Annotated in this window: 22 protein-coding genes; 14 read left to right on the top strand and 8 right to left on the bottom strand. The window is 73.6% G+C overall.

What is annotated here, in order from left to right; all coding sequences use genetic code 11:
* Positions 1–17 precede the first annotated feature (17 nt).
* From GA0070621_RS21665 to GA0070621_RS21650, 4 genes are read left to right on the top strand one after another with little or no spacing between them, the layout of a single operon-like run.
* Positions 18–899, top strand: coding sequence for a sigma-70 family RNA polymerase sigma factor (locus GA0070621_RS21665; RefSeq protein WP_091202709.1), 882 nt, complete (start codon positions 18–20; stop codon positions 897–899).
* Positions 896–1,363 (top strand): helix-turn-helix domain-containing protein, encoded by a 468-nt coding sequence (locus GA0070621_RS21660; protein WP_091198794.1) that lies wholly within the window; start codon positions 896–898, stop codon positions 1,361–1,363. The genes GA0070621_RS21665 and GA0070621_RS21660 overlap by 4 nt, the downstream gene beginning before the upstream one ends.
* Before the next feature lie 35 nt (positions 1,364–1,398).
* Positions 1,399–1,818: a VOC family protein gene (locus GA0070621_RS21655; protein WP_091198792.1), complete on the top strand. Its 420-nt coding sequence runs from the start codon at positions 1,399–1,401 to the stop codon at positions 1,816–1,818.
* 13 nt (positions 1,819–1,831) lie between these two features.
* Entirely contained in the window at positions 1,832–2,488 is a 657-nt protein-coding gene (locus GA0070621_RS21650) for a DUF998 domain-containing protein (RefSeq protein WP_091198790.1), read from the top strand.
* A gap of 127 nt (positions 2,489–2,615) precedes the next feature.
* On the opposite strand, the gene GA0070621_RS30115 is transcribed toward GA0070621_RS21650, so the two are convergent.
* The gene (locus tag GA0070621_RS30115; protein WP_167667139.1) at positions 2,616–3,182 is read right to left on the bottom strand and encodes a hypothetical protein; all 567 of its coding nucleotides are present in this window, start codon (positions 3,180–3,182) and stop codon (positions 2,616–2,618) included.
* A 171-nt stretch (positions 3,183–3,353) separates the two neighbouring features.
* Here GA0070621_RS30115 and GA0070621_RS21640 point away from each other — a divergent pair, with 171 nt between their 5' ends.
* Positions 3,354–5,753 carry a M4 family metallopeptidase gene (locus GA0070621_RS21640; protein ID WP_091198786.1) on the top strand — a complete coding sequence of 800 codons (2,400 nt, stop codon included), beginning with the start codon at positions 3,354–3,356 and terminating at the stop codon, positions 5,751–5,753.
* A 95-nt stretch (positions 5,754–5,848) separates the two neighbouring features.
* On the top strand, positions 5,849–6,616 hold the full coding sequence (locus tag GA0070621_RS21635; RefSeq protein ID WP_091198784.1) for an enoyl-CoA hydratase/isomerase family protein: 768 nt from the start codon (positions 5,849–5,851) through the stop codon (positions 6,614–6,616).
* A gap of 85 nt (positions 6,617–6,701) precedes the next feature.
* Here GA0070621_RS21635 and GA0070621_RS21630 read toward each other — a convergent pair whose 3' ends face one another.
* A complete protein-coding gene (locus GA0070621_RS21630; RefSeq protein WP_091198782.1) occupies positions 6,702–7,145 on the bottom strand; it encodes an HNH endonuclease in 444 nt (147 codons plus the stop codon).
* 285 nt (positions 7,146–7,430) lie between these two features.
* Positions 7,431–7,922: an MSMEG_6728 family protein gene (locus tag GA0070621_RS21625; RefSeq protein WP_091198780.1), complete on the bottom strand. Its 492-nt coding sequence runs from the start codon at positions 7,920–7,922 to the stop codon at positions 7,431–7,433.
* 87 nt (positions 7,923–8,009) lie between these two features.
* On the opposite strand from GA0070621_RS21625, the gene GA0070621_RS21620 reads away from it, so the two are divergent.
* Positions 8,010–9,788: an NAD-binding protein gene (locus GA0070621_RS21620; RefSeq protein ID WP_167667138.1), complete on the top strand. Its 1,779-nt coding sequence runs from the start codon at positions 8,010–8,012 to the stop codon at positions 9,786–9,788.
* A 6-nt stretch (positions 9,789–9,794) separates the two neighbouring features.
* On the opposite strand, the gene GA0070621_RS21615 is transcribed toward GA0070621_RS21620, so the two are convergent.
* Both GA0070621_RS21615 and GA0070621_RS21610 read right to left on the bottom strand, forming a co-directional pair.
* Positions 9,795–11,036 (bottom strand): APC family permease, encoded by a 1,242-nt coding sequence (locus tag GA0070621_RS21615; protein ID WP_091198777.1) that lies wholly within the window; start codon positions 11,034–11,036, stop codon positions 9,795–9,797.
* A gap of 9 nt (positions 11,037–11,045) precedes the next feature.
* A complete protein-coding gene (locus tag GA0070621_RS21610) occupies positions 11,046–11,783 on the bottom strand; it encodes a phosphatase PAP2 family protein (protein WP_197674097.1) in 738 nt (245 codons plus the stop codon).
* A 143-nt stretch (positions 11,784–11,926) separates the two neighbouring features.
* On the opposite strand from GA0070621_RS21610, the gene GA0070621_RS21605 reads away from it, so the two are divergent.
* Positions 11,927–13,138, top strand: a complete 1,212-nt coding sequence (locus GA0070621_RS21605) for a DUF4032 domain-containing protein (protein ID WP_091198773.1) — start codon at positions 11,927–11,929, stop codon at positions 13,136–13,138.
* A 36-nt stretch (positions 13,139–13,174) separates the two neighbouring features.
* Here GA0070621_RS21605 and nagA read toward each other — a convergent pair whose 3' ends face one another.
* The 3 genes from nagA to GA0070621_RS21590 form a co-directional block, all read right to left on the bottom strand.
* Positions 13,175–14,284 (bottom strand): N-acetylglucosamine-6-phosphate deacetylase, encoded by a 1,110-nt coding sequence (gene nagA / locus GA0070621_RS21600; protein ID WP_091198771.1) that lies wholly within the window; start codon positions 14,282–14,284, stop codon positions 13,175–13,177.
* 9 nt (positions 14,285–14,293) lie between these two features.
* Entirely contained in the window at positions 14,294–15,214 is a 921-nt protein-coding gene (locus tag GA0070621_RS21595; RefSeq protein WP_091198769.1) for an ROK family protein, read from the bottom strand.
* Between the two features lie 76 nt (positions 15,215–15,290).
* Entirely contained in the window at positions 15,291–16,220 is a 930-nt protein-coding gene (locus GA0070621_RS21590; RefSeq protein ID WP_091198768.1) for an SIS domain-containing protein, read from the bottom strand.
* 199 nt (positions 16,221–16,419) lie between these two features.
* On the opposite strand from GA0070621_RS21590, the gene GA0070621_RS21585 reads away from it, so the two are divergent.
* The 6 genes from GA0070621_RS21585 (at position 16,420) to GA0070621_RS21560 (ending at position 21,688) form a co-directional block, all read left to right on the top strand.
* Complete coding sequence (locus GA0070621_RS21585; RefSeq protein ID WP_091202706.1) at positions 16,420–17,205, top strand: DeoR/GlpR family DNA-binding transcription regulator; 786 nt, start codon at positions 16,420–16,422, stop codon at positions 17,203–17,205.
* A gap of 196 nt (positions 17,206–17,401) precedes the next feature.
* A complete protein-coding gene (locus GA0070621_RS21580) occupies positions 17,402–18,328 on the top strand; it encodes an ATP-binding cassette domain-containing protein (RefSeq protein WP_197674096.1) in 927 nt (308 codons plus the stop codon).
* Entirely contained in the window at positions 18,325–19,341 is a 1,017-nt protein-coding gene (locus GA0070621_RS21575; RefSeq protein ID WP_091198766.1) for an ABC transporter permease subunit, read from the top strand. The genes GA0070621_RS21580 and GA0070621_RS21575 overlap by 4 nt, the downstream gene beginning before the upstream one ends.
* Before the next feature lie 132 nt (positions 19,342–19,473).
* Entirely contained in the window at positions 19,474–19,968 is a 495-nt protein-coding gene (locus GA0070621_RS21570) for a DUF3263 domain-containing protein (protein ID WP_091198764.1), read from the top strand.
* Between the two features lie 156 nt (positions 19,969–20,124).
* Complete coding sequence (locus GA0070621_RS21565) at positions 20,125–21,027, top strand: hypothetical protein (RefSeq protein ID WP_091198762.1); 903 nt, start codon at positions 20,125–20,127, stop codon at positions 21,025–21,027.
* A gap of 151 nt (positions 21,028–21,178) precedes the next feature.
* Positions 21,179–21,688 carry a GNAT family N-acetyltransferase gene (locus GA0070621_RS21560; protein ID WP_091198760.1) on the top strand — a complete coding sequence of 170 codons (510 nt, stop codon included), beginning with the start codon at positions 21,179–21,181 and terminating at the stop codon, positions 21,686–21,688.
* Positions 21,689–21,937 lie beyond the last annotated feature (249 nt).

The raw sequence follows: 21,937 nt of genomic DNA, 5'->3' as shown, positions 1-21,937 counted from the left end.
TGGGGGATGGCGAGGTCGTGAGCGACACCGACGTGTTGGTCCGGCGGTTCGAGGAACAACGCCCCCGGCTGCGCGCGGTGGCGCAGCGGATGCTCGGCTCCCGGGCCGAGGCCGACGACGCCGTGCAGGACACCTGGTTGCGGCTCACCCACACCGACACCGACACCATCGACAACCTGCCGGGCTGGCTGACCACCACGGTCGGGCGGGTCTGCCTGGACCGGCTGCGGTCCGCCAGCGCCCGGCACGAGGAGCCGGCGGAAGTGGCCGCGGACGCGTCCACCGCAGAGCTGGTCGACGGGCGTGACCCGGAGCAGGAGGCACTGCTCGCCGAGTCGGTCGGCCGGGCGCTCGAAGTGGTGCTCACCACCCTCGGCCCCACCGAGCGGCTGGTGTTCGTGCTGCACGACATGTTCGCCGTCTCCTTCGAGGAGATCGCGCCGGTGGTCGACCGCAGCGCCGCCGCCGTACGGCAGATCGCCAGCCGCGCCCGGCGCCGGGTGCAGAGCCGGTCCGCCGACCCGCAGACCGATCCCGCCCGGCAGCGTCGGGTGGTCGAGGCGTTCCTCGCCGCCTCCCGGGAGGGCCGCTTCGACGACCTGGTCAGCCTGCTCGACCCGTACGTGGTCCTGCGCGCCGACGCCGCCGCCGTCCGGATGGGCGGCAGCGCCGAGCTGCGCGGCTCGGCCGGCGTGGCCGGCTTCTTCAACGGGCGGGCCCAGGCCGCGGTGCCCGCGTTCGTCGACGGCATGCCGGGCGCGGTCGTCGTCGTGGGTGGCCGGACCAGCCTCGCGCTCAGCTTCACCGTCACCGACCGGATCATCGGCATCGAGGTGGTGGCCGATCCCGACCAGCTCCGCGAACTCGACCTGGTCCTGGACGGGGGAGCGGTTCGGTGAGCCGGGCGGTCGAGGAGTCCAACCGGGCGATGCTGCGCGCCCGGGACGCCATGGACCGGGCGTACGCCCAACCGCTGGACGTGCCGGCGCTGGCCCGCATCGCGCACGTCTCCGAGGCGCACTTCATCCGTACCTTCCGTGCCACCTTCGGCGAGACCCCGCACCGCTACCTGCAACGCCGTCGGGTCGAACGGGCCATGTACCTGCTGGTGCAGACCGGCCAGCCGGTCACCGAGATCTGCTACGCGGTGGGCTTCGCCAGCCTGGGCACGTTCAGCCGGACGTTCCGCGACATCGTCGGCGAGTCGCCGTCGGCGTACCGGCGGCGGAAGGAGCTCGCCGCGGGCGTGCCGAGCTGCTTCATCAAGGCGTGGATGCGACCGAGCGACGCCGGCCGGCCGACGCAGGGGCAACCGACGGCCGACGCCGACCCAGGCGCCCGGGAACCGATCAGTTTTGGATAAGCGGCAGGTCAGCGATCTGCTCTAGCGTTTCCGGCATGACGATGAACGCGATTTCCCGCTCTCAGATCTATGTTCTCGACCAGGACGAGGCCCTCGACTTCTACGTCGGCAAGCTCGGCATGGAGGTCAACACGGACGCGGACCTCGGCTTCATGCGTTGGCTCACGGTCAACCTGCCGGGTGACCCGGAGCGCGAGATCCTGCTGGAGAAGCCCGGGCCGCCGGCCCTCGACCCGGCCACCGCCGAGCAGGTCCGCGAGCTGCTCACCAAGGGCGCGCTGGGCGGCCACCTCTTCATGACCACCGACGACGCCCACAAGACGTACGCGGAGCTGATGGCGAAGGGCGTGGAGGCCTACGACGAGCCGACCGAGCGGCCGTACGGGATCGACTTCGGCATCCGCGACCCGTTCGGCAACAAGATCCGCATCGGCCAGATGTTCACCCAGGCCTGAGACGGGTGGATCGGTGACCGAGGCGATCACGGTGCGGCCGGTGGCGCGGGCGAGCGTCGGCCGGGTGCTGCTCGCCGGCGGCGTCGTGGCCGGCCCGCTCTGGGTGGCGGTCGCGCTGGTCCAGGGGCTGGCCCGCGACGGTTTCGACTTCCGCCGGCACCCGGTCAGCGTGCTCGGCAACGGGGACCTGGGCTGGCTGCAGATAGGCAATTTCATCGTCGCCGGGCTGCTCTGCGTCGGGGCGGCCCTGGCGCTGCGGCGGACCCCGCATCCCGGTCTCGGCCCGGTCAGCGGCCCCTGGTTGCTCGGCCAGTACGGTCTCGGCCTGGTGCTGGCGGGGATCTTCGTGGCCGATCCGTTCGACGGCTTCCCGGCCGGCACGCCGCGCGGCCCGGGCGAGGTGAGCTGGCACGGGTTCGCGCACTTCGGCGCCGGGGCGGTCGCCTTCTCGGCGCTCATCGCGGCCTGCCTGATCACCGCCCGCCGTTTCGCCCGGCGCGGCGAGCGCGGCTGGGCGGCGTACAGCGCGATCACCGGAGTCTTCTTCGCGGCGGCCTGGCTGGCGCTGGTGGCCAGCGGTGGGCGGGCGGCCGCGCTGGTGGCGTTCGCGGTGGCGGTGGCGGCCGGCTGGGCTTGGGTCTCGGCGACCCTGCTCCGGGCGGTCCGCTGACGGCGGGGCAGCGGTTTGTCGGGAGGCGCGGGCCAGGCTCGCGCCTCCCGACGTTTGTGCGGGCGAGTCGCCCCGGGACGGATCCCCCGCCCGCGCTGGTTCCGCCGTGCGTACCCGTCGGCGGGCGTCAGTCGGTGGCCTGGGTGAGCAGCTCGACCACGGCCGCGGTGGCGGCGGGCGGCGTGCGGTCCGACGAGCAGTCCACGTAGCTGGTGGTGACCGCACCCACGGTGAGCTGGTAGGTGAAGGCGTCCGCGCACGTGCTGACCGGGGCGGTGGCGGTGGCCTCGGCGAGCAGGCGCCGGTCGGCGGTGAGCTGCCGGAGCCGGTCCAGGTCACCGGCGTCGAGCTGGCCGGTGCGGGTGGCGCCCGCCCGGTCGACCTTGGTCCAGCGGCCGTCGGGCGTCACGGTCACCGTGTCGTCCAGCCCGGCGAAGCCGCCGGACTTGGTCAGCACCACGTCCACGCCCGGCCTGCCGGCCGGCCCGGTGCCGGCGGCGGTGGGCGACTCGGTGGTCGGTGCGCTGGTCGGGCCCTCCGTCGGCGTGCCGCTGGTCGGGGTGGCGCTGGTCGGGGTGGCGCTGGTCGGGGTGGCGCTGGTCGGGGTGGCGCTCGTCCCGCCGGCCTGGGCGCACCCGGCGAGGGGGGTGAGGAGCACGGCGAGGACGGCCGCGGCGACGGGAGTTGATCTCATGCCGATCGGACGCACGGCGGGGCCATCCGGTTCCACCCACCTGCGCCGCCTCGTCCGAACGGCCAATGTCCCCGGCAGGAATCGCCCGACCCTCTTCCGCTTTCCTCGATGTATCGCTATATCTACATCCGTGACTACCCCCGTCACAACTTTCCCCCTTCAGGAGGGCCCGTGAAAAGACCCCTTGCCGCCGTCAGCGCAGCGCTGCTCACCAGCGGCGTGCTGACCTGCGTCACCACCACGGCGTACGCGGCAACACCCAGCGCTCCGGCCGCGGAGTCCGCGGTAGCTCGTGCGGACAGCATCCTCCGCACCAACCCCGGTGCCGTGCAGGGCGCCAGCGGTGAGGCGTACCAGGCCGTCCGCACCAAGGTGGATGCCTCCGGCGCCACCCACACCCGGTACACCCGGACCTATCATGGCCTGCGCGTCTACGGCGGCGACTTCGTCGTCCACGCCGCCCCGAACGGCGCCGTGGCCGGCACCTCGGTCGGCCTGACCGCGCCCCTCACCCTGAGCACCACCGCCAAGGTCGGCTCGGCCGCCGCCCAGGCCAGCGCGCGCAAGACGTTCTCCGGCACGCTCACCTCGGTTGGCGCGTCCGAACTCTTCGTCGACGCCAGCTCGGGTCAGGGCCGCCTGGCCTGGGAGACCGTCGCCTCCGGCTGGAAGGCCGACCGGCAGACCCCGTCCAAGCTGCACGTCATCACCGACGCCAGCACGGGCAAGGTGATCGGCTCGTACGACGAGATCGAGTCGGTCGCCGGCACCGGCAACAGCGTCTACTCGGGCACCGTCAGCATCGACACGACGCTCTCCGGCAGCACCTACTCGATGGTGGACCCGTCGCACGGCAACGGCCGCACCTGTGACATGAACAACACCACCACCGGGACCTGCGCGACGTTCACCAACTCGACCAACACCTGGGGCAACGGCGCCACCTCCAACCGGCAGTCGGCGGCCGTCGACGCGCACTTCGGCGCCGCGGTGACGTTCGACTACTTCAAGAACGTGCACGGCCGCAACGGCATCTTCGGCAACGGCGCCGGCGTGCCGAGCCGGGTGCACTACGGCAACAACTACGTCAACGCGTTCTGGGACGGCTCCCAGATGACCTACGGTGACGGGTCGAGCAACTCCCGTCCGCTGGTCTCGCTCGACGTGGCCGGCCACGAGATGAGCCACGGCGTCACCGAGGCGGTCGCCGGCCTGGTCTACTCCGGTGAGTCCGGCGGCCTCAACGAGGCCACCAGCGACATCTTCGGCACGATGGTGGAGTTCTACGCCAACGCGCCGAGCGACCCGGGCGACTACGACATCGGCGAGAAGATCAACATCAACGGCAACGGCAAGCCGCTCCGCTACATGTACAACCCGTCGCTGGACGGCTCGTCGCACTCCTGCTGGTCCACCACCACCAAGAACGTCGACGTGCACTACTCGTCCGGCCCGGGCAACCACTTCTTCTTCAACCTCGCCGAGGGCACCGGCGCCACCGCGTACGGCACCTCGCCGGTCTGCGGCTCCGCCCCCGCGGTGACCGGCATCGGCCGCGCCAAGGCGGAGAAGATCTGGTACCGGGCGCTCGACGTGTACTTCACCTCGAACACCACGTACGTCAACACCAGCAACCCGGCCAACACCGCCCGGGCGTACACCCTCAAGGCCGCCACCGACCTGTACGGCAACTGCTCCACCGAGTACAAGGCCGTCCAGGCGGCGTGGACCGCGGTGAGCGTGACCGGCAACGACGCGCCCTGCGGGTCGACCGGCAACGACTTCTCCGTCTCGCTCTCGCCGACGTCCGGTTCGGTGACGGCGGGTTCCGCGGTCTCCACCACCGTGTCGACGGCGACCACCAGCGGGACCGCGCAGACCGTGACGTTCTCCGCGTCCGGCCTGCCGACCGGCGCGAGCGCGTCGTTCAGCCCGGCGTCGGTGACCTCGGGCGCCTCGTCGACCCTGACGATCAGCACCTCGGCCAGCACCCCGTCCGGCACCTACCCGGTGACGATCACCGGCACCGCGACCTCCGGCGCCAAGACCACGACGTACACGCTGACCGTGAACGGCACCGGCGGCGGCTGCACCGGCGCCGGCCAGAAACTGGGCAACCCCGGCTTCGAGTCCGGCAACACCGTCTGGACCGCCACGACCGGCGTCATCGGCCAGTACGGCTCCAGCGGCCAGCCCACCCACGGCGGCACCTGGAACGCCTGGATGGACGGCTACGGCAGCACCCACACCGACACCCTGTCCCAGTCGGTGAGCCTGCCGACCGGCTGCACCACCTACAACTTCAGTTTCTGGCTGCACATCGACAGCTCGGAGACGACCACCACCACCGCCTACGACAAGCTCACGGTGCAGGTCCTCAACTCCTCCGGCACCGTCCTGACGACCCTGGCCACCTATTCCAACCTGAACAAGGCCACCGGCTACAGCCAGAAGACGTTCTCCCTGGCCGCCTACGCCGGCCAGAACGTCACCCTGAAGTTCACCGCCACCGAAGACGTCCTCTACCAGACGTCCTTCGTCATTGACGACACCGCGGTCAACGTCTCCTGACCTGGCCGTACCGTCGGCGGGCCCGGCGGCCACCCCACGCGGGTGGTCGTCGGGCCCGCGCCGTTATGGTCGGCCCGACCGGCGGAGGAGGAGACATGTCGGACGCGGAGTTGACCGTCACGGTGACCGGCCCGGTGGCCACCGTGGTGATCCGGAACTCGGCCCGTCGCAACGCGATGACCCCGGGGATGTGGCGGCAGCTTCCGGTGCTGCTCGACGGCCTGGAGGCGGACCGGGCGGTGCGGGCGCTGGTGCTCACCGGCGCGGACGGCACGTTCTGCGCCGGTGCCGACCTGGGTGACCTGGACGAGCTGCTGGAGGCCGGTGACGGCAGCATCGCGGTGGCCGCCGAGGAACGGCTGGCGGCCTTCGCCAAGCCCACCGTGGCCGCGATCGAGGGTGCCTGCGTCGGCGGCGGGTGCCAGCTCGCCGTCGCCTGCGACCTGCGGCTCGCCACGGCGGACGCCCGGTTCGGCGTACCCCCGGCGCGGCTGGGGCTGGTCTATCCCGCGCCGACCACCCGGCGGCTGGCCGGCCTGGTCGGCCCGTCCGCCGCCAAGCACCTGCTGTTCACCAGCGAACTTGTCGACGCCGACCGGGCGCTGCGGATCGGCCTGGTCGACGAGGTGCTGCCGGCCGACGCCCTGGCCGCCCGGGTCGACGCGGTCACCACGGCCGTCGCCGAGCGCTCCCAGCTCACCGTGACGGCCGCGAAGGAGATCATCGACGGGCGCGCCGACGACGCGCGGATCGCCTGGTGGCACGGGCAGGTCCGGGCCAGCGGCGAGGCCCGCGAGGGAGTGGCGGCGGTCAACGGGCGCCGGCCGCCGCGCTTCACCTGGACCCCGCCCGCCGCCGGCTGACGGGTCGCCCGGGCGGGAAGGGACCGGCGGGCGCCGCGCCGGGGCGTACCCCCGACGCGGCCCCCTGTGCCCGCCGGCCGGCCCGTCACCGCCCCGCGAGCGCCGCCCAGGTCGGCGTCACCGGCTCGCGCCGCAGCGGCATGCCCGCCTCGGCCGGCGTCCGGTCGCCCTTGCGCTGGTTGCACTCGTAGCAGGCGGCGGTGGTGTTCTTCCAGGTGTTCCGGCCGCCGCGCGAGCGGGGCAGGATGTGGTCGATGGTGCTGCCCGGGGCGTCGCAGTACGCGCACCGCCACCCGTCGCGGCGCAGCACCCCGCCCCGCGACCAGGCCGGGCCGGCGCTGAACCGCCAGCGGGTGACGACGTAGCGGACGAGGCGGACCACGCGCGGCATCGGGAAGACCCCGATGACCCGGTCCGGCTCGGCCTCGTGGATCTCGGCGACCCGCCGGCAGAGCATCCGGATCGCGTGCTGGACGGTGACCCGGTGCAGCGGGCCGAGGTCGGCGTTGATGACGAGGACGGCGTCCACCGGGCTCTCCCTTCACGATCGGCGGAACGGCAGCAAAAAGCCGCCCTGGTCCACGGGACGGGCGGCTGTGACGAACACGCGGGTACGCGTCAGTCCGGCCACCCGGCGCGGGGACCTTCGGCTCGGCAACCGTCGCTGAGCAGCCACGACGGCACAGTGGTGGCGTGTCGTAGCGACATCGACGGCTCCCGGAGCGGTGGTTGACCTTGCGCGATCACGGTAGGGCGGCACGGGTGCGGCGGGCAACGCATTTCGATCCCTCCGTGGGCCACCCGGCAGGCCGGTTCAGCCCTCGGACGGCGGCGGACAGCGCCGTTCCCGGTCGGAGCCGGGCCAGACGTACTCCAGATCGGGCGGGACGTCACCGAACCGCGGGCCGTAGTGCGCCGGATCCTTGCGCAGCAGCGACGACCGGTGGCTGCGGTGCAGGTCCTCCCGGCCCAGCCAGGGCGGCAGCTCCCCGGCCTCGGCCAGCTCCGCCTGGGTACGCACGGTGTCGATGCCGCAGGTGGTCGCGAGGTCGGTGGTCAGCGTGGCCGCGCAGGTGTCCGCCCGGCCCGGCTCGCACCACACGGCGCACATGTCCAGCCCGTACCGGGTCAGCGCCTCCTCGTACCCGGCCCACATCCTGACCGCCGGGTGGTTGCGCCAGCCGTACGTCGGCCAGGTCAGCCCGCGTAGGACCTGGATGGCCTCCACCCGCTGCTTGCCCAGCCGCTTCTGGTCCAGCACCCGTGCGCTGGCCAGGAAGTTCGGGTACGGGAGGAACGTCTGCATACCGTCTGCTCTACCCGTACCCCGAAACGCCATGCGTTCGTGATCCAAGGGCTGCGCGCATCGCGAGTGGCTGACTACCATCCGGGCATGACCGAGCCCCTGCGCGAGCGCGCGCGCCGCGCCGCCGGGCGGCTCCGGATGAACGGCGACGCCCACCCGCACTACGTGGTCTGCGGCTCCGACCCGCTGGCGTACTGGGTGGTCCGGTCGTTGCTCGCCACCGAGTCGTCCACCGGGCGGATCCGGGTCACCCTGGTCGTGCCCGGGCGCCGCCGCACCGAGGGCCCGGACGGCCGGGACATCGAGGGCGTCCAGGTGGTCCTGGCCGACCGGCTCGACGAGGCCGCCTTCCGCCGCGCCGGGCTCGCCGGCGCCGACGGGCTGGCCCTGCTGCACCAGGACGACGTGGGCAACATGCATGCCGCGCTCTGTGCCCAGGAGGTCGAGCCCCGGCTGCGCCTGGTGGTACGCATGTTCAACACCAGCCTCGCCGACGGCCTGCGGCAGCTCTTCCCCGACTCGGCGGTGCTCTCCGACGCCGCGATGGCCGCCCCGGCGTTCGTCGCCGCCGCGCTCGGCGAGCTGGCCCCCACCCACTTCCGGCACGCCGGCCGCACCCTCTACGCGGCCCGCCGTGCCGACGTACGCCCGTCGGACGTGCTCTGCGGGCTGGCCGTCACCACCGACCCGGAACTGGTCCGGGTGCTGCCCGCCGACGAGGCGGCGGCCGACGTGGTGCTGGCCGAGGCGACCGGCCGGCCGGCCGGCGCCGAGCTGGCCGCCCGCCGGCTGGCCCGGGCCCGGCGGCGCCGGCAGCCCGCGATGGTGCTGCTCCGCGCGGTCCGCAGCTTCGCCACCCGCAAGATCGGTATCGCGGTGCTGGCGCTGCTCGCGATGATCGCCGTCCTCGGCTGGCTGAACTCCGGCGCCGCGCACGTGGGCTGGTCCGACGCCCTCTATCTCACCCTGGTCACCTCGTTGAGCGGGCAGGACCCCGACCTCGACAAGCCCGCCACCGCCCAGATCATGCAGGTGGTGCTCACCCTGGCCGGGCTGGCGCTGATCCCGCTGATCACGGCGGCCGTGGTCGACGGCATCGTCAACGCCCGCCTCGCCCTGCACAACGGCCGGATCCAACCCGACCGCTCCGGCCACGTGGTGGTGGTCGGGCTGGGCAACATCGGCACCCGGGTGATGGCCCAGCTGTACGACTTCGGGGTCGAGGTGGTCGCCATCGACCGGAACCCCGACGCGCGCGGCGCCCCGCTCGCGCACCGGCTGGGCGTACCGCTGATCGTCGGGGACGCCGGGCTGGAGGAGACGCTGCGGGCCGCCTCCGTCGACACCTGTCAGGCGTTGGTGGTGGTCTCCACCGACGACGGGGCCAACCTGCGCGCCGCGTTGAATGCCCGCTCGTTCGACGCCGACCTGCGGGTGGTGCTCCGCCTCTTCGACGGCGACTTCGCCGAGCGGATCCAGCGGGCGTTCGGCATCGGCATCTCGCGCAGCGTGTCGTACCTGGCCGCGCCCGCGTTCGCGGCGGCGCTGCTGGACCGCGCCGTGATCGCCACCATCCCGGTCGGCCGGCACGCGCTGCTGGTCACCGAGGTGCCGGTGGGGGCCGGTTCCCCGCTGGACGGTCGCCCGCTCGCCGCGGTGGCCCGTCCGGGGGAGGTACGCCTGCTCGCGCACAGCCGCGCCGGGCAGCGGACCGACTGGTCCGCCGACCCGAGGATGGTGATCCAGGCGGGGGACCGGCTGACCGTGGTGGCTCGACGGGCCGGGCTGACCGCCCTGCTCCGGGAGACCACTTCGATCTCGCCGGAGCCGGCCGGTACGCCGGCCCCGAGGCAACCGGAGGAGTGACCCGGGTCAGGCCCGGCCGACGGCGTGGCGTAGGGCGTACCCGAGGGCGCCGAGGGCGAGCACCCCGAACCCGGCGACCACGCTGGCCACCGGCAGGCTGACCGCCAGCACCAGGCAGCCGACCAGCCCCAGCGCGGCCAGCAGTTGCACCGGGACCTTCCGGGCCGGCTCACGGCCCAGGGTGAGCGCCGAGGCGTTGGTGATCGCGTAGTAGACCAGCACCGTGCAGCTGGAGAAGCCGATGGCGCCCCGGATGTCGCCCAGGGCCACCACGACCGCCACCACGGCGGCCACGGCCAGCTCGGCGCGGTGCGGCACCCGCAGGCGCGGGTGCACGGCGGCCAGCGCGCCGGGCAGGTCCCTGCGGCGGGCCATCGCCAGCGCGGTCCGGCCGACCCCGGCGAGCAGGGACAGCAGTACGCCGGTCACCGCCACGGTCGCCCCGGCCCGGACCAGCCAGGCGAGGCCGGGCAGCCCGGCGGCGGAGACCGTCTCGGCGAGCGGCGCGGCGGCGGTGGCCAGCCGCTCCTCGCCCAGCACGCCGAGCGCGACCACCGCCAGCACCAGGTAGCCGGCCAGCACGATGCCGAGCGCGAGCGGCACGGCGCGGGGGATGGTCCGTTCCGGGTCACGGACCTCCTCGCCGAGGGTGGCGATCCGGGCGTACCCGGCGAAGGCGAAGAAGAGCAGCCCGGCGGCGGTCAGCACGCCCCGGAACCCGGTCCCGCCGAGGCCGTCCAGCCGGTCGGGTGCGATGTGCGGCGCGCCGGTCACCGCCACCACGACGAGGACCGCGAGGGTGACGCCGACCAGCACCCGGGTGGCGGTCGCGGTCTTGCCGATGCCGCGCAGGTTCACCGCGGTCACCGCCACCACCGCGAGGATCGCGACGAGCCGCGCCCGCCCCGGCCAGAGGTAGGCCCCGATGGTCAGCGCCATCGCCGCGCAGCTCGCCGTCTTGCCGACCACGAACCCCCAGCCGGCGAGGAAACCGGCGAACGGGTGCAGCCGTTCCCGGCCGTAGACGTAGGTGCCGCCGGACTCCGGGTAGCGGACGGCCAACCGGGCCGAGCTGGTCGCGTTGCAGTAGGCGATGAAGCCGGCCAGGGCCAGTGCGATCAGCAGACCCAGGCCACCGGCCGCCGCGGCGGCCGGGGCGAAGACCACGAAGACGCCCGCACCGAGCATCGATCCCAGCCCGATGACCACCGCATCGGGTACGGCCAGCCGCCGCGCCAGTTGAACCACGGGCGCAGGCTACGGGCCCGAGATGAACGGCCGGTCCCAGTTCCGCAGTACGGCGGGCAACGGCAGGTCGTTCCAGGGCACCCGGTGCAGCAGCCGGTCCAGCAGCAGGCCGAGCAGCAGCCCGGCGACCGAGTCGGTCAGCCAGTGCCAGCCGAGGTACGTCGTCGTGCTCAGCACGATCAGTGGCGGCAGCACCCGGACCACGGTGACCAGCCGGGGCGGGACGGTGCGGCCGAGGGTGCGCAGTAGCGGCGCCAGGAGCAGGGCGAGCATGCCGTACCAGACGATCGCGTTGGCCACGTGCCCCGACGGGTACGACTGGGCGAAGCGCACCGGCAGGTCGTGCTGGAACAGCGGCAACGTCTGGTCGGGCGGCAGGAACGGCTCCTTGACGCTGGCGCTGGGCGCGGGCCGGGCGGTCCACACCTTCAGCGGCCCGATGGTCAGATAGGTGAGCACGAACGCGGCCACCGGCGGCAGCACCGGGCGGATCGACCGGAGCCGGACCGCCACCACCACCCCGAGCGCGGCCGCGAGGAGGGTCAGCGGGGTGCCCTGGCCCAGGTAGTTGAGGAGCATCGCGGCCCACCGGGCGGCGGTCGGACGGTGCTCCGCGGCCCAGTCGGCGGCCCCCCGGTCGAGGCCGAAGAGGTGCCCGGTGGCGAGCGCCACGGTCAGGCCCACCAGGGCGGCGAGCAGCAGCCCGTCGAACCACCAGCCGGCCGGCCGGACGGGCCGGAGCCGCAGCTTGTCGCGTACCCCAGTGGTCTCCCGCACGCGACCACGCTACCGGCCGTCGGCGGCGACCGACCCGCCACGGCCGTTCGGCGGCTGTGTGCCGCCCCACGATGTGAAGCGCATCGACGGGGTCAGCCGTCAGACTTGTCCCCGTGCGGATCACCTCGGCCCTCGTCGACCCGGCGCTGCTCGACCTGCCCTGGTCGACCCCGTTGGAGGAGTGGCCTGCCCAGCACCTGGTCGCGCTGCCGCAGGGCATCTCGCGGCACATCGTGCGCTTCGTCCGGCTCGGCGACTACGTCTACGCGGTGAAGGAGACCGGCGAGCGGGTCGCCGAGCGGGAGTACGACCTGCTCCGGGCGTTGGAGCGGATCGACTTCCCGTCGGTCGAGGCGGTCGCGATCGTGGCCGACCGGCAGGCCGACGACGGCCGGCCGCTGGACCCGGTGCTGATCACCCGGCACCTCCAGTTCTCGCTGCCGTACCGGGCGCTCTTCTCCCGGATGCTGCGGCCGGAGACGATGAACCGGCTGCTCGACGCACTGGCCGTGCTGCTGGTCCGGATGCACCTGACCGGTTTCTTCTGGGGCGACTGCTCGCTGTCCAACACGCTGTTCCGGCGGGACGCCGGCGCGTTCGCCGCCTACCTGGTGGACGCCGAGACCGGGGCGCTGCACCGCTCGCTTTCCAACGGGCAGCGCGGTGAGGACCTGGAGATCGCCCGGGTCAACATCTTCGGCGAGGCGCTGGACCTCCAGGCCGCCGGGCTGCTGCACGAGTCGATCGACCCGGAGGTGGTCTGCGAGGAGGTCGTGCAGCGGTACGAGCGGCTCTGGCACGAGATCACCTACGAGCAGCAGATCGAGCGGGAGGCCCGGCGCGACATCGAGGGGCGGATCCGCCGCCTCAACGAACTGGGCTTCGACGTCGCCGAGGTGGCTATGTCCACCGTCGACAACGGGCGTTACCTGGTCCGGCCCAAGGTGGTCGACGTCGGCTACCACACCCGTCGGCTGCTCCGGCTCACCGGCCTGGACGCCGAGGAGAACCAGGCCCGCAAGCTCCTCAACGACCTGGACGCGTACCGGACCGAGAGCGACCTGACCGACGAGCAGCAGGCCGCGCACCGCTGGCTCACCGAGGTGTTCGAGCCGGTGGTCCGGGCGGTGCCCGCGCACCTGCGCAGCAAGCTGGAGCCGCAGGAGCTGTTCACCCAGATCATCGAGCACAAGTGGCTGCTGTCCGAGCGGGAGGGCCGGGACGTCGGCATGCGCCACGCCGTGCAGTCGTACCTGTCGGACGTGCTGGTGCACCGCCCCGACGAGCAGGCCGTCCTGGGCGTCGAGGTCCCCACCGCCGGCTGACGGCCGGAGTTGGCTGTTGCGGTGCTGCCTCCCGCGTCACTCCAGCCAGGCGCCGGCCCGCATCACCCGGACCACGTCGAGCTCGTCGTCGAGCACGACGAGGTCGGCCCGGAGCCCGGCCTGCAACGCCCCGACCTGGTCACCGAGCCCGATCGCCCGAGCCGGGGTGGTGGCGACCATCCGGCAGGCGTCGGGCAGCGCGACCCCGGCCGCGACGGCGTGCCGCAGGGCGGCGTCCATGGTCAACGTGCTGCCGGCGATCGCGCCGTCCCGGCTCAGTCGGGCCACCCCGTCGGCCACGGTGACGGCCTGGCCGCCCAACTCGTACTCTCCGTCGGGCATGCCGGCGGCGGCCATCGCGTCGGTGATCAGCGCGGCCCGCTCCGGGCCGGCCGTCGAGGCGGCGAAGGTGAGCATGCCGTCGTGCAGGTGCACCCCGTCGGCGACCAGCTCGCAGATCACGTTCGGCGCGTCGAGCAGGGCCACCACCGGCCCGGGCTCCCGGTGGTGCACCGGGCGCATCCCGTTGAACAGGTGCGTACCGACGCTCGCCCCGGCGTCAACGGCGGCCCGGGTCTGCGCCCAGGTGGCGTCGGTGTGCCCGACGGCGGCCACCACGCCGCGCGCGACGAGCAGCTTGATCGCCTCCAGCGCGCCGTCCCGCTCCGGGGCCAGGGTGACCATCCGGACCGCGCCGCCGCCCAGCTCGATCAGCTCCGCCAGCTCGTCGGTGGACGGGTCGCGGAGGAACTCCGGGTTCTGCGCGCCGCACCGGTCCGCCGACAGGTACGGCCCCTCGAAGTGGATCCCGGCCAGCACCCCGGACTCGACCAGCGGCCGGTACGCGGCCGTCGCCTCCCGCATCAGTGCCAACGGCGAGCTGACCAGGCTGGCCAGCAGGGTGGTGGTGCCGTGCCGCAGGTGGAACCCGGCCGCCTCGCGGGCCGACGCCGCATCGCCGGTGGTGAAGGTGTGCCCGCCCCCGCCGTGGGTGTGCATGTCCACGAAGCCCGGCACGATCCAGTGCCCGTCGCGTACCGACGGGTACTCGGCGACGGCCCGGATCCGGTCGCCGGCGACCTCCACGCAGCCCTGCCGGATCACGCCGGTCGGGGTCACCACCTTGCCGGACACGCGCAGGGTCATCGACTCTCCTTAATCCAGTGTGTCGAGGGCGAGCAGAGCGGCGCCGAGGCAGCCGGCCTCGTCGCCGAGGGCCGCCGCCACCAGGCGCGGCTCCCGGTGGAAGGTCAGCCGTTCCCCCAGCGCCGCGCGCAGCGGGTCGAGCAGCCGGGGGCCGGCCTGGGCCAGCCCGCCGCCGATCACGATCGTCGCCACGTCGAAGAGCGCCTGACCGGTGGCCAACCCGTCGGCGAGCGCCTCGACGGCCTCCCGCCAGACCCGGCCGGCCAGCGGCTCGCCGGCCGCCGCCCGGTCCGCCACCTCGGCGGCGGTGGCCGGGACGCCGGCCAGTTCGGCGTACCGGCGGCCGATCGCGGCGGCCGAGGCCATCGCCTCCAGGCAGCCGGGGCGACCGCAGCCGCAGCGCGGACCGTCGGGGCGTACCAGGATGTGGCCGATCTCGCCGGCGGCGCCGTGCGCGCCGGCGGCGGCCGACCCGTCGACCACGTGGGCGGCGGCGATGCCGGTGCCGATCGCGACGAAGAGCACGTGGCCGGCGTCGCGGCCGGCGCCGACCCGGGCCTCCGCCAGGCCGCCCACCCGCACGTCGTGCCCGAGCGCCGTGGGCAGGCCGAGCCGCCCCCGCGCCAGCTCCCGCAGCGGTACGTCCCGGAAGCCCACGTTCGCCGACCAGACCGCGACCCCGCGGGCCTCGTCGACCACCCCCGGTACGGCGATCCCGCAGGCCACCGCCGTCAGCCCGTCCGCGTGGGCCTTGCCGGCCAGCCCTTCGGCGACGTCGAGGATCGTGCCGACCACCGCCTCCGGACCGCGGGCCGCCTCGGTGGCGTGCCGTTCGGCGTGCACCATCGTGCCGTCCGGGCGGACCAGGGCGCACTTCATCCCGGTGCCACCCACGTCCAGCGCGACGACGACCTCGTCGCCTGAGCTCACGCCGGCACTCCGCTTCGCTGCGTGCCGGCGTGCGGCACCAACGCGCTGAGTTGATGATTCGCTCGCTGGCACTCGCTCACGCGAGCACCACGGAGCGGGTCAGGTGCCGGGGCGCGTCCGGGTCCAGGCCCCGGCTGGTGGCCAGCGCGACGGCGAAGCGCTGGGCGAGGATCAGGTCGGCCATCGGGTCGACCGGGGTGCGACCCGCCGCCCAACTGGTCAGCACCGCGCGGCAGCCGTGCGTACGGCTGTGCACGAAGGCGGCGCCGGTGGCGGCCACGTCCTCGGGCAGCCCGTCGGGGATCCCGCCGAACGCCCAGACCAGCCGCCCCGGGGCGGCGACCGAGATCGGGCCGTGCCGGTAGTCCATCGCCGGGTACGCCTCGGCCCAGAAGGTGGCCGCCTCGCGGCACTTCAGCGCGGCCTCCTGGGCGAGCCCGACCGTCCAGCCGCGCCCGAGGAAGGTGACCTGCTCGATGGTGGCCGGGTCGATCGGCAGCGGGGCGCGGACGGCCACCTCGGCGTCGGCGGCCAGCCGGCCCAGGTCGTCGCCGAGGTGGGCGCGGAGCAGGGCGAGCGCGGTGGTGGCGAAGCGGGTCTGCACGACCGAGCGTTCGTCGGCGAAGGGCAGGGGCACTGCGGCGTCCGCCAGCTCGACCGCAGGGGAGGCCGGGTCGCCGACCAGGACCGTGGTCGGGACCTGACCGCGCAGCGCGGCGAGCAGGTCCAGCACCTCGGTGGTGGTGCCGGAACGGGTGATCGCGATGAGCCGGTCGTAGCGCCGACCGGCGGGGAACTCGCTGGCCTGGAAGGCGTCGGTCTCGCCCTGGCCGGCGCGCTCGCGCAGCCCGGCGTACGCCATGCCCATGAACCACGACGTGCCGCAACCGACCACGGCGACCCGCTCGCCGGGCCGGGGCAGGTGGTCGGCCACGGCCGGGGCGAGCCGCGCCGCCTCCCGCCAGCAGTCGGGCTGGCTCGCGATCTCCGCGTGCACGTACGCCATGACAACTCCTCGCCAGGGGAGACCTTGCGCAATACGGCGCGTTATGGCCGCCTTTCGCGCGTCATTCTGCGCGAAGTCGGGTGGTCGTGGCAACCGGCTCCGAGATCGCGCAGCTCAGGGTTTTGCGCCTTGGTAGTTTCGCGCACTACTGTGCACGCAATCAATCACGGTTCGTGCAGAGTCAGTGGAGGCCCCCGCGGTGGACCGGTACGCCCGATGGAACGCGCTGCTCGAGATGCTGACCGACAGTGGCCGGGTCAGCGTCGAGGAGGCGGCCGGGCGCCTGGACGTCTCCCAGGCCACCATCCGGCGTGACTTCGACCAGCTCGCCCAGCAGCAGATGATCACCCGGACCCGGGGTGGGGCGGTCGCCAACGGCGTCTCGTACGACCTGCCGCTGCGCTACAAGACGGCCAAGCACTCGGCCGAGAAGCAGCGGATCGGCGCGGCCGCCGCTGCGCTGGTCTCCCCGGGCACCGTGGTCGGCCTGAACGGCGGCACCACCAGCACCGAGGTGGCCCGGGCCCTCGCCGTCCGGCCGGACCTCAACACCAGCGCCGAGGGCGCCCAGCTCACCGTGGTCACCAACGCGCTGAACATCGCCAACGAGCTGCTGGTCCGCTCGCGAATGAAGGTGGTGGTGGCCGGCGGCGTGGTCCGGCCCAAGTCGTTCGAGCTGGTCGGCCCGCTGGGCGGGGCGCTGCTGCGCGAGGTGACCCTGGACGTCGCGCTGCTCGGCGTGGACGCGATCGACCCCCAGCTCGGCGCCGCCGCCCACCACGAGGGCGAGGCCGCGATGAACAGCCTCATGGTGGCCCGGGCCAAGCGGGTGGTGGTGATCGCCGACTCGTCCAAGCTGGGCGGTCACGCGTTCGCCCGGATCTGCCCGGTGGACCGCGTGGAGACGCTGGTGACCGACTCCGGCGCGTCCGCCGCCGTGGTGCAGGCGTTCCGTGACGCCGGGGTGCACGTCATCTGCGCCTGAGCGTGAAGAGCGGCCCCGCTCGACGCGCGACACCCTGCATACCCGGTATTGCGCCTCGCTGCATACCGCGTATGGTGTCCGCTGTCACTACTCATCGGGGGAGGTCAGCTTGACGGCTGTCCTGGAGATCGAGGGTCTCCGCAAGACGTACCGGAGCCGAAAGCGCGGGACACGCCACGCGCTCGACGGGTTCGACATGCTGGTCGAGGCCGGGCAGGTGCACGGCTTCCTCGGCCCGAACGGCTCGGGCAAGACCACCACGCTGCGTACCCTGCTCGGCCTCATCCGGCCCAACGGCGGCCGGATGGCCATCCTCGGCCACGAGCTGCCGCAGGCGCTGCCGACCGTCGCCGGGCAGGTCGGGGCCATCGTGGAGAGCCCGCAGTTCTTCCCGCACTTCTCCGCGCGCGACACCCTCGGCCTGCTCGCCCAGGCCGGGGAGCTGCCCCGGCAGCGGGTCGACGAGGTACTGGAACTGGTCGGGCTCCGCGACCGGGCCGGCGAGCGGGTGAAGACCTACTCGCTCGGCATGAAGCAGCGGCTCGCGGTCGCCTCGGCGCTGCTCAAGAGCCCGAAGCTGCTGATTCTGGACGAGCCCGCCAACGGTCTCGACCCCGGTGGCATCCGGGAGATGCGCAGCCTGATGCGGGATCTCGCCGCCTCGGGCATGACCGTGGTGCTCTCCAGCCACATTCTCGGCGAGATCCAGCTCATCTGCGACTCGGTCACCATCATCTCGCTGGGCCGGCGGGTCGCGTTCGGGCCGGTCGAGCAGGTGCTCGCCGCCCACTCGCACGGCACCGTACGGGTCCGGCTGGAGGCCGTCACCGATCTGCCACAGGCCGCCGAGACGCTCACCCGGGCCGGGATCCGGGTCACCACCACGGAACCGGACCACCTGATGCTTGGCGGCGTCGACAAGCCGGCCACGGTCAGCCGCCTCCTCGCCGAGCAGGGCCTGTACGTCAGCGAGCTGACGCCGGTCGCGGTCGACCTGGAGAGCGTCTTCCTCGAACTGACCGCCACCGCCCCGGTCCCCGGCCAGCACCGGCAGGTCGACGAGTCCACGAGGGTCGCTGAGCCGGGCGTCGGCGGCAGCACCGGAGGAGGTTGGGGCGCGTGAGCCTGTTCGTCACGGAGTTGCGCCGGCTGGCCAAGCGCCGGCTCACCCGGCTGCTGCTGGTCCTGCTGGTGCTCGGGCTGGCCGGCGTGGCCACCGCGTTCAGCTTCTCCAGTCACAAGCTGTCCAAGGAGGTCGTGGCGCAGGCCCAGGCGACCTCCGACGCCCAGTACCGCCAGGCGGTGGAGGACTGGAAGAAGACCGTCGCCACCTGCGAGGCCGCCCAGGCCCGCGGCGACCAGGACATCGAGGAGCGGTTCGGGCCGAACTGCGGCCGGGACTGGATGCCCCAGCCGGAGATGTTCGACCTGAAGTGGAACCTGCCCTACCAGTTCGACTTCCGGGCCGAGTTCCCGATGTTCATCGCCGTCTTCGCCGGCGCGGTCGCGCTCTTCGCGTTCCTCGTCGGCGCCTCCTTCATCGGCGCCGAGTGGGCCAACGGCGGAATGATGAACCTGCTGCTGTGGCGGCCGAAACGGCTCACCGTGCTCGGCACCAAGCTGGCCGCCGTGCTGACCGCGTCCCTCGGGGCGAGCCTCGTGCTCGGCGCGCTCTGGACGCTGGCCTTCTGGCTCATCGGCACCTACCGGGGTACCACCGCCAAGATGACCGCCGGGGCCTGGCAGTCGATCGGGCTGGACGGCCTGCGGGCCGTCGGGCTCATCCTGCTGATCGGCGGGGCCGCGTTCGCGCTCGCCTCGCTCGGCCGGCACACCGCGATGGCGCTCGGCGCCGTTGTGGCGGTCTTCGGGATCAGCGAGGTCGCCGTCCGCATCGCGGTCGGGGTGCTCAAGGTCCCGTTCGGTGACCGGTACGTCCTCTCCACCTATGCCCAGGCGTGGTTCACGAAGCAGGTGGAACTGCTCGACTACCGGGCGTGCGAGTTCGCCAAGGGCGAGTGCCATCCGGCGCAGTTGCTGATCACCTGGCAGGACTCGGCGCTGGTGCTCGGCCTCGGCGGCGCGGCGGTCCTGATCGCCGCGTTCTGGGCGATGCGCCGGCGGGACATCGCCTGACCGTGGTCCGCGCCGCCGGCCCGGGTCGGCGGCGCGGAGTCGCGTCCGATGCAGCCGGGGCGGCCTCTGGTTAGGCTGGGGCTCCCCGGCCGGCGGTTCGCCGTGTCGGTCGTCCGCTTCCCGAGGAGCGCCATGCCCGCCGACGCCTCCCCGGCCGCCACCGGCCGGTCTGAGCCGTCCGGGCCCGCCGACACCGCGCGCCGAGAGGCCGGCGGGCCCGTTCCGCCGCCCGCCGACGCGGCGCGCCGGGACACCGGCGTCACCGTCCCGCCGCCCCGTTCCGCCCCGGCTGTGGAGGCCGCGCCTGCCGTCGAGGCCGACCCCGACCCCGCACCCGCGCCGGAAGCGGACGCGGTGCTCGCGGGTGAGGATGCACACCCGCTGGCCGAGCCGGGTGACGGGCTCACCGAACGGGACCGGCAGATCCTCGCCTTCGAGCAGCAGTGGTGGAAGCACGCCGGCGCGAAGGAACAGTCGATCCGGGACACCTTCGGGCTCTCCGCCACCCGGTACTACCAGTTGCTCAACGCGCTGCTCGACCACCCGGCCGCGCTGGCCGCCGAGCCGGTGCTGGTCGGCCGGCTGCGCCGGCTGCGCTCGGCGCGGACCCGCAACCGGCGGCGCTGACCCCCCCCCCCCGACCGGAGCGCCGACGATCGTGACCGCTGGACGGGGCGGCGAGGACGCGGACCGGGGGCAGGCCGACCGGCGCCCCGCCGACGCGCCCCGGGCATGGCGTCCGCCGGTCCGGGTAGGCGGGCGGGCGACGGAGGGAGTCGACGGATGGGGGCACCAGATCGCCGGTACCCGACCGGCAGTCAGCCGGCGCGGCCGATCGGGACGGCGCCGATGATGCGGGTACGTTCCGCCTCCGACCCGGCCCCCGGCCGGCTGGTCAACGAGGACGTGGTCTTCGGGTTCGGTCCGCTGGTCGGGGTCCTCGACGGGGCCACGGTGCCGGAGGGCTTCGACACCGGCTGCGTACACGGGCCGGCCTGGTACGTCCGGCACCTGGCCGCCCGGATCGGCCTGGCTGTCGCGGCCCGTCCGGCGGCGACGCTGATGAGCAGCCTGGCGGCGGCTCTCCTGGCGGTCCGCGCGGACCACGGCGGGCAGTGCGACCTCGACCACCCGGGTACCCCGTCGTCCACCGTCTGCCTGCTCCGCGAGGGCGGCGACCAGGTGGACTACCTGGTGCTCTGCGACAGCCCGCTGGTGCTGGACGTCGGCGGCCAGGTCAGCGTGGTCTCCGACGGGCGGCTCGACGCGGCCATGGCGGACCTGCGCCGTACCACCGCGCAACTGCCCGGGGCCGACGCCGACCCGGTGACCCGGTTCCGTCGGTCGGTGATCGTGCAGCGGGAGCGGATGAACCGGACGCACGGCTACTGGGTCGCCGCCGCCGACCCGGACGCCGCGTACCACGCGATGACCGGGACGCTGCCGCTGCGCGGGCCGGGGGCGCTCCGGCGGGCGGCGCTGCTCAGCGACGGCGCGTCCTGCGCGGTCGACCAGTTCGGCCTGTTCGACTGGACCGGCCTGCTGGACGTGACGGCGGCGGAGGGACCCGAGGGGCTGATCGGTCGGGTCCGGGCCGCCGAGCGGGACCACCCGGACCGGCTGCGCCGGCACAAGCGGACCGACGACGCCTCGGTGGTGTTCTGCGAGTTCGACCCGGCCGGGTGAGGGTCGGCCGACGGAGGAAAGCCCGGTCGGATGACAACGGAGCGTGAGGTGGAACACGGAGGGGGTACGACCGGCTGATCCGCTCGTCCGGACCGGCAGTCCGGGCCCAAAGGGGTGGACTTGGGCCGGTACGGCCGGCAGACTGCGGCTCGTGGCGGGTGTCGTACGACTGGAGTTGGTGGACGAGCGAAACCTGGAGCCGTTGCTCTCCGTAGCCGCGGCCGAGGCGGAGCCGGAGGACGTCATGCCCCCGGTGGAGGCTCCGGCCGGTTGGTCGTTGGCCCGTCGGGACGCGTTCCGGGCGTTCCACCGGGCCAGCTTCGGCGGCCTGGACGGCCCCACCCGCACCCGGATGTACGCGATCGTGGCCGGCGGCGAGGTGGTCGGCATGGTCCGGATGACCCGCCGCGACGAGCCCGGGACGGTGGAGACCGGGATGTGGCTGGGGCGCTCGGCGCGGGGCCGGGGGCTCGGTGCGGCGGCCCTGCGCGAGCTGTTGAACGCCGCCGCGGCGGCCGGCATGCACACGGTTGTGGCCGATACGACGCCGGAGAACCAGGGCGCCGTATCCGTTCTCAGGAAATGCGGCGCGAAATTGCGCGAGCGGGACGGGAAGTTGCACGCCGAGATGTGTCTGGATTCGGCCCTTCCCGCACGCTGAATCCGTTCACTCCCTTCCGTCGTTCATCGCCTTCTTCCTGCTCGCGTCGACCTGCCTGACTGTTTTGCGGCAGTCTTGCACTGATTGGGGCCGGGCCTCCGAATGCCCGCTGTGGTGCGCCTTGCGGAACAGTGCGGGAATGTTTTGTGGCCGAGGGCTGGGGTACTGCCCGCCGGGTCCGCACATATGGGACGCCCGGTCGCGGGCTCTTTTCCGCTGATCCCCGGTAGCTGTTTTCCGGCCTGCCCT

The sequence above is a fragment of the Micromonospora narathiwatensis genome (genome assembly GCF_900089605.1).
Lineage (GTDB): Bacteria > Actinomycetota > Actinomycetes > Mycobacteriales > Micromonosporaceae > Micromonospora > Micromonospora narathiwatensis.
This window is presented reverse-complemented; position numbering and strand designations above follow the sequence as displayed.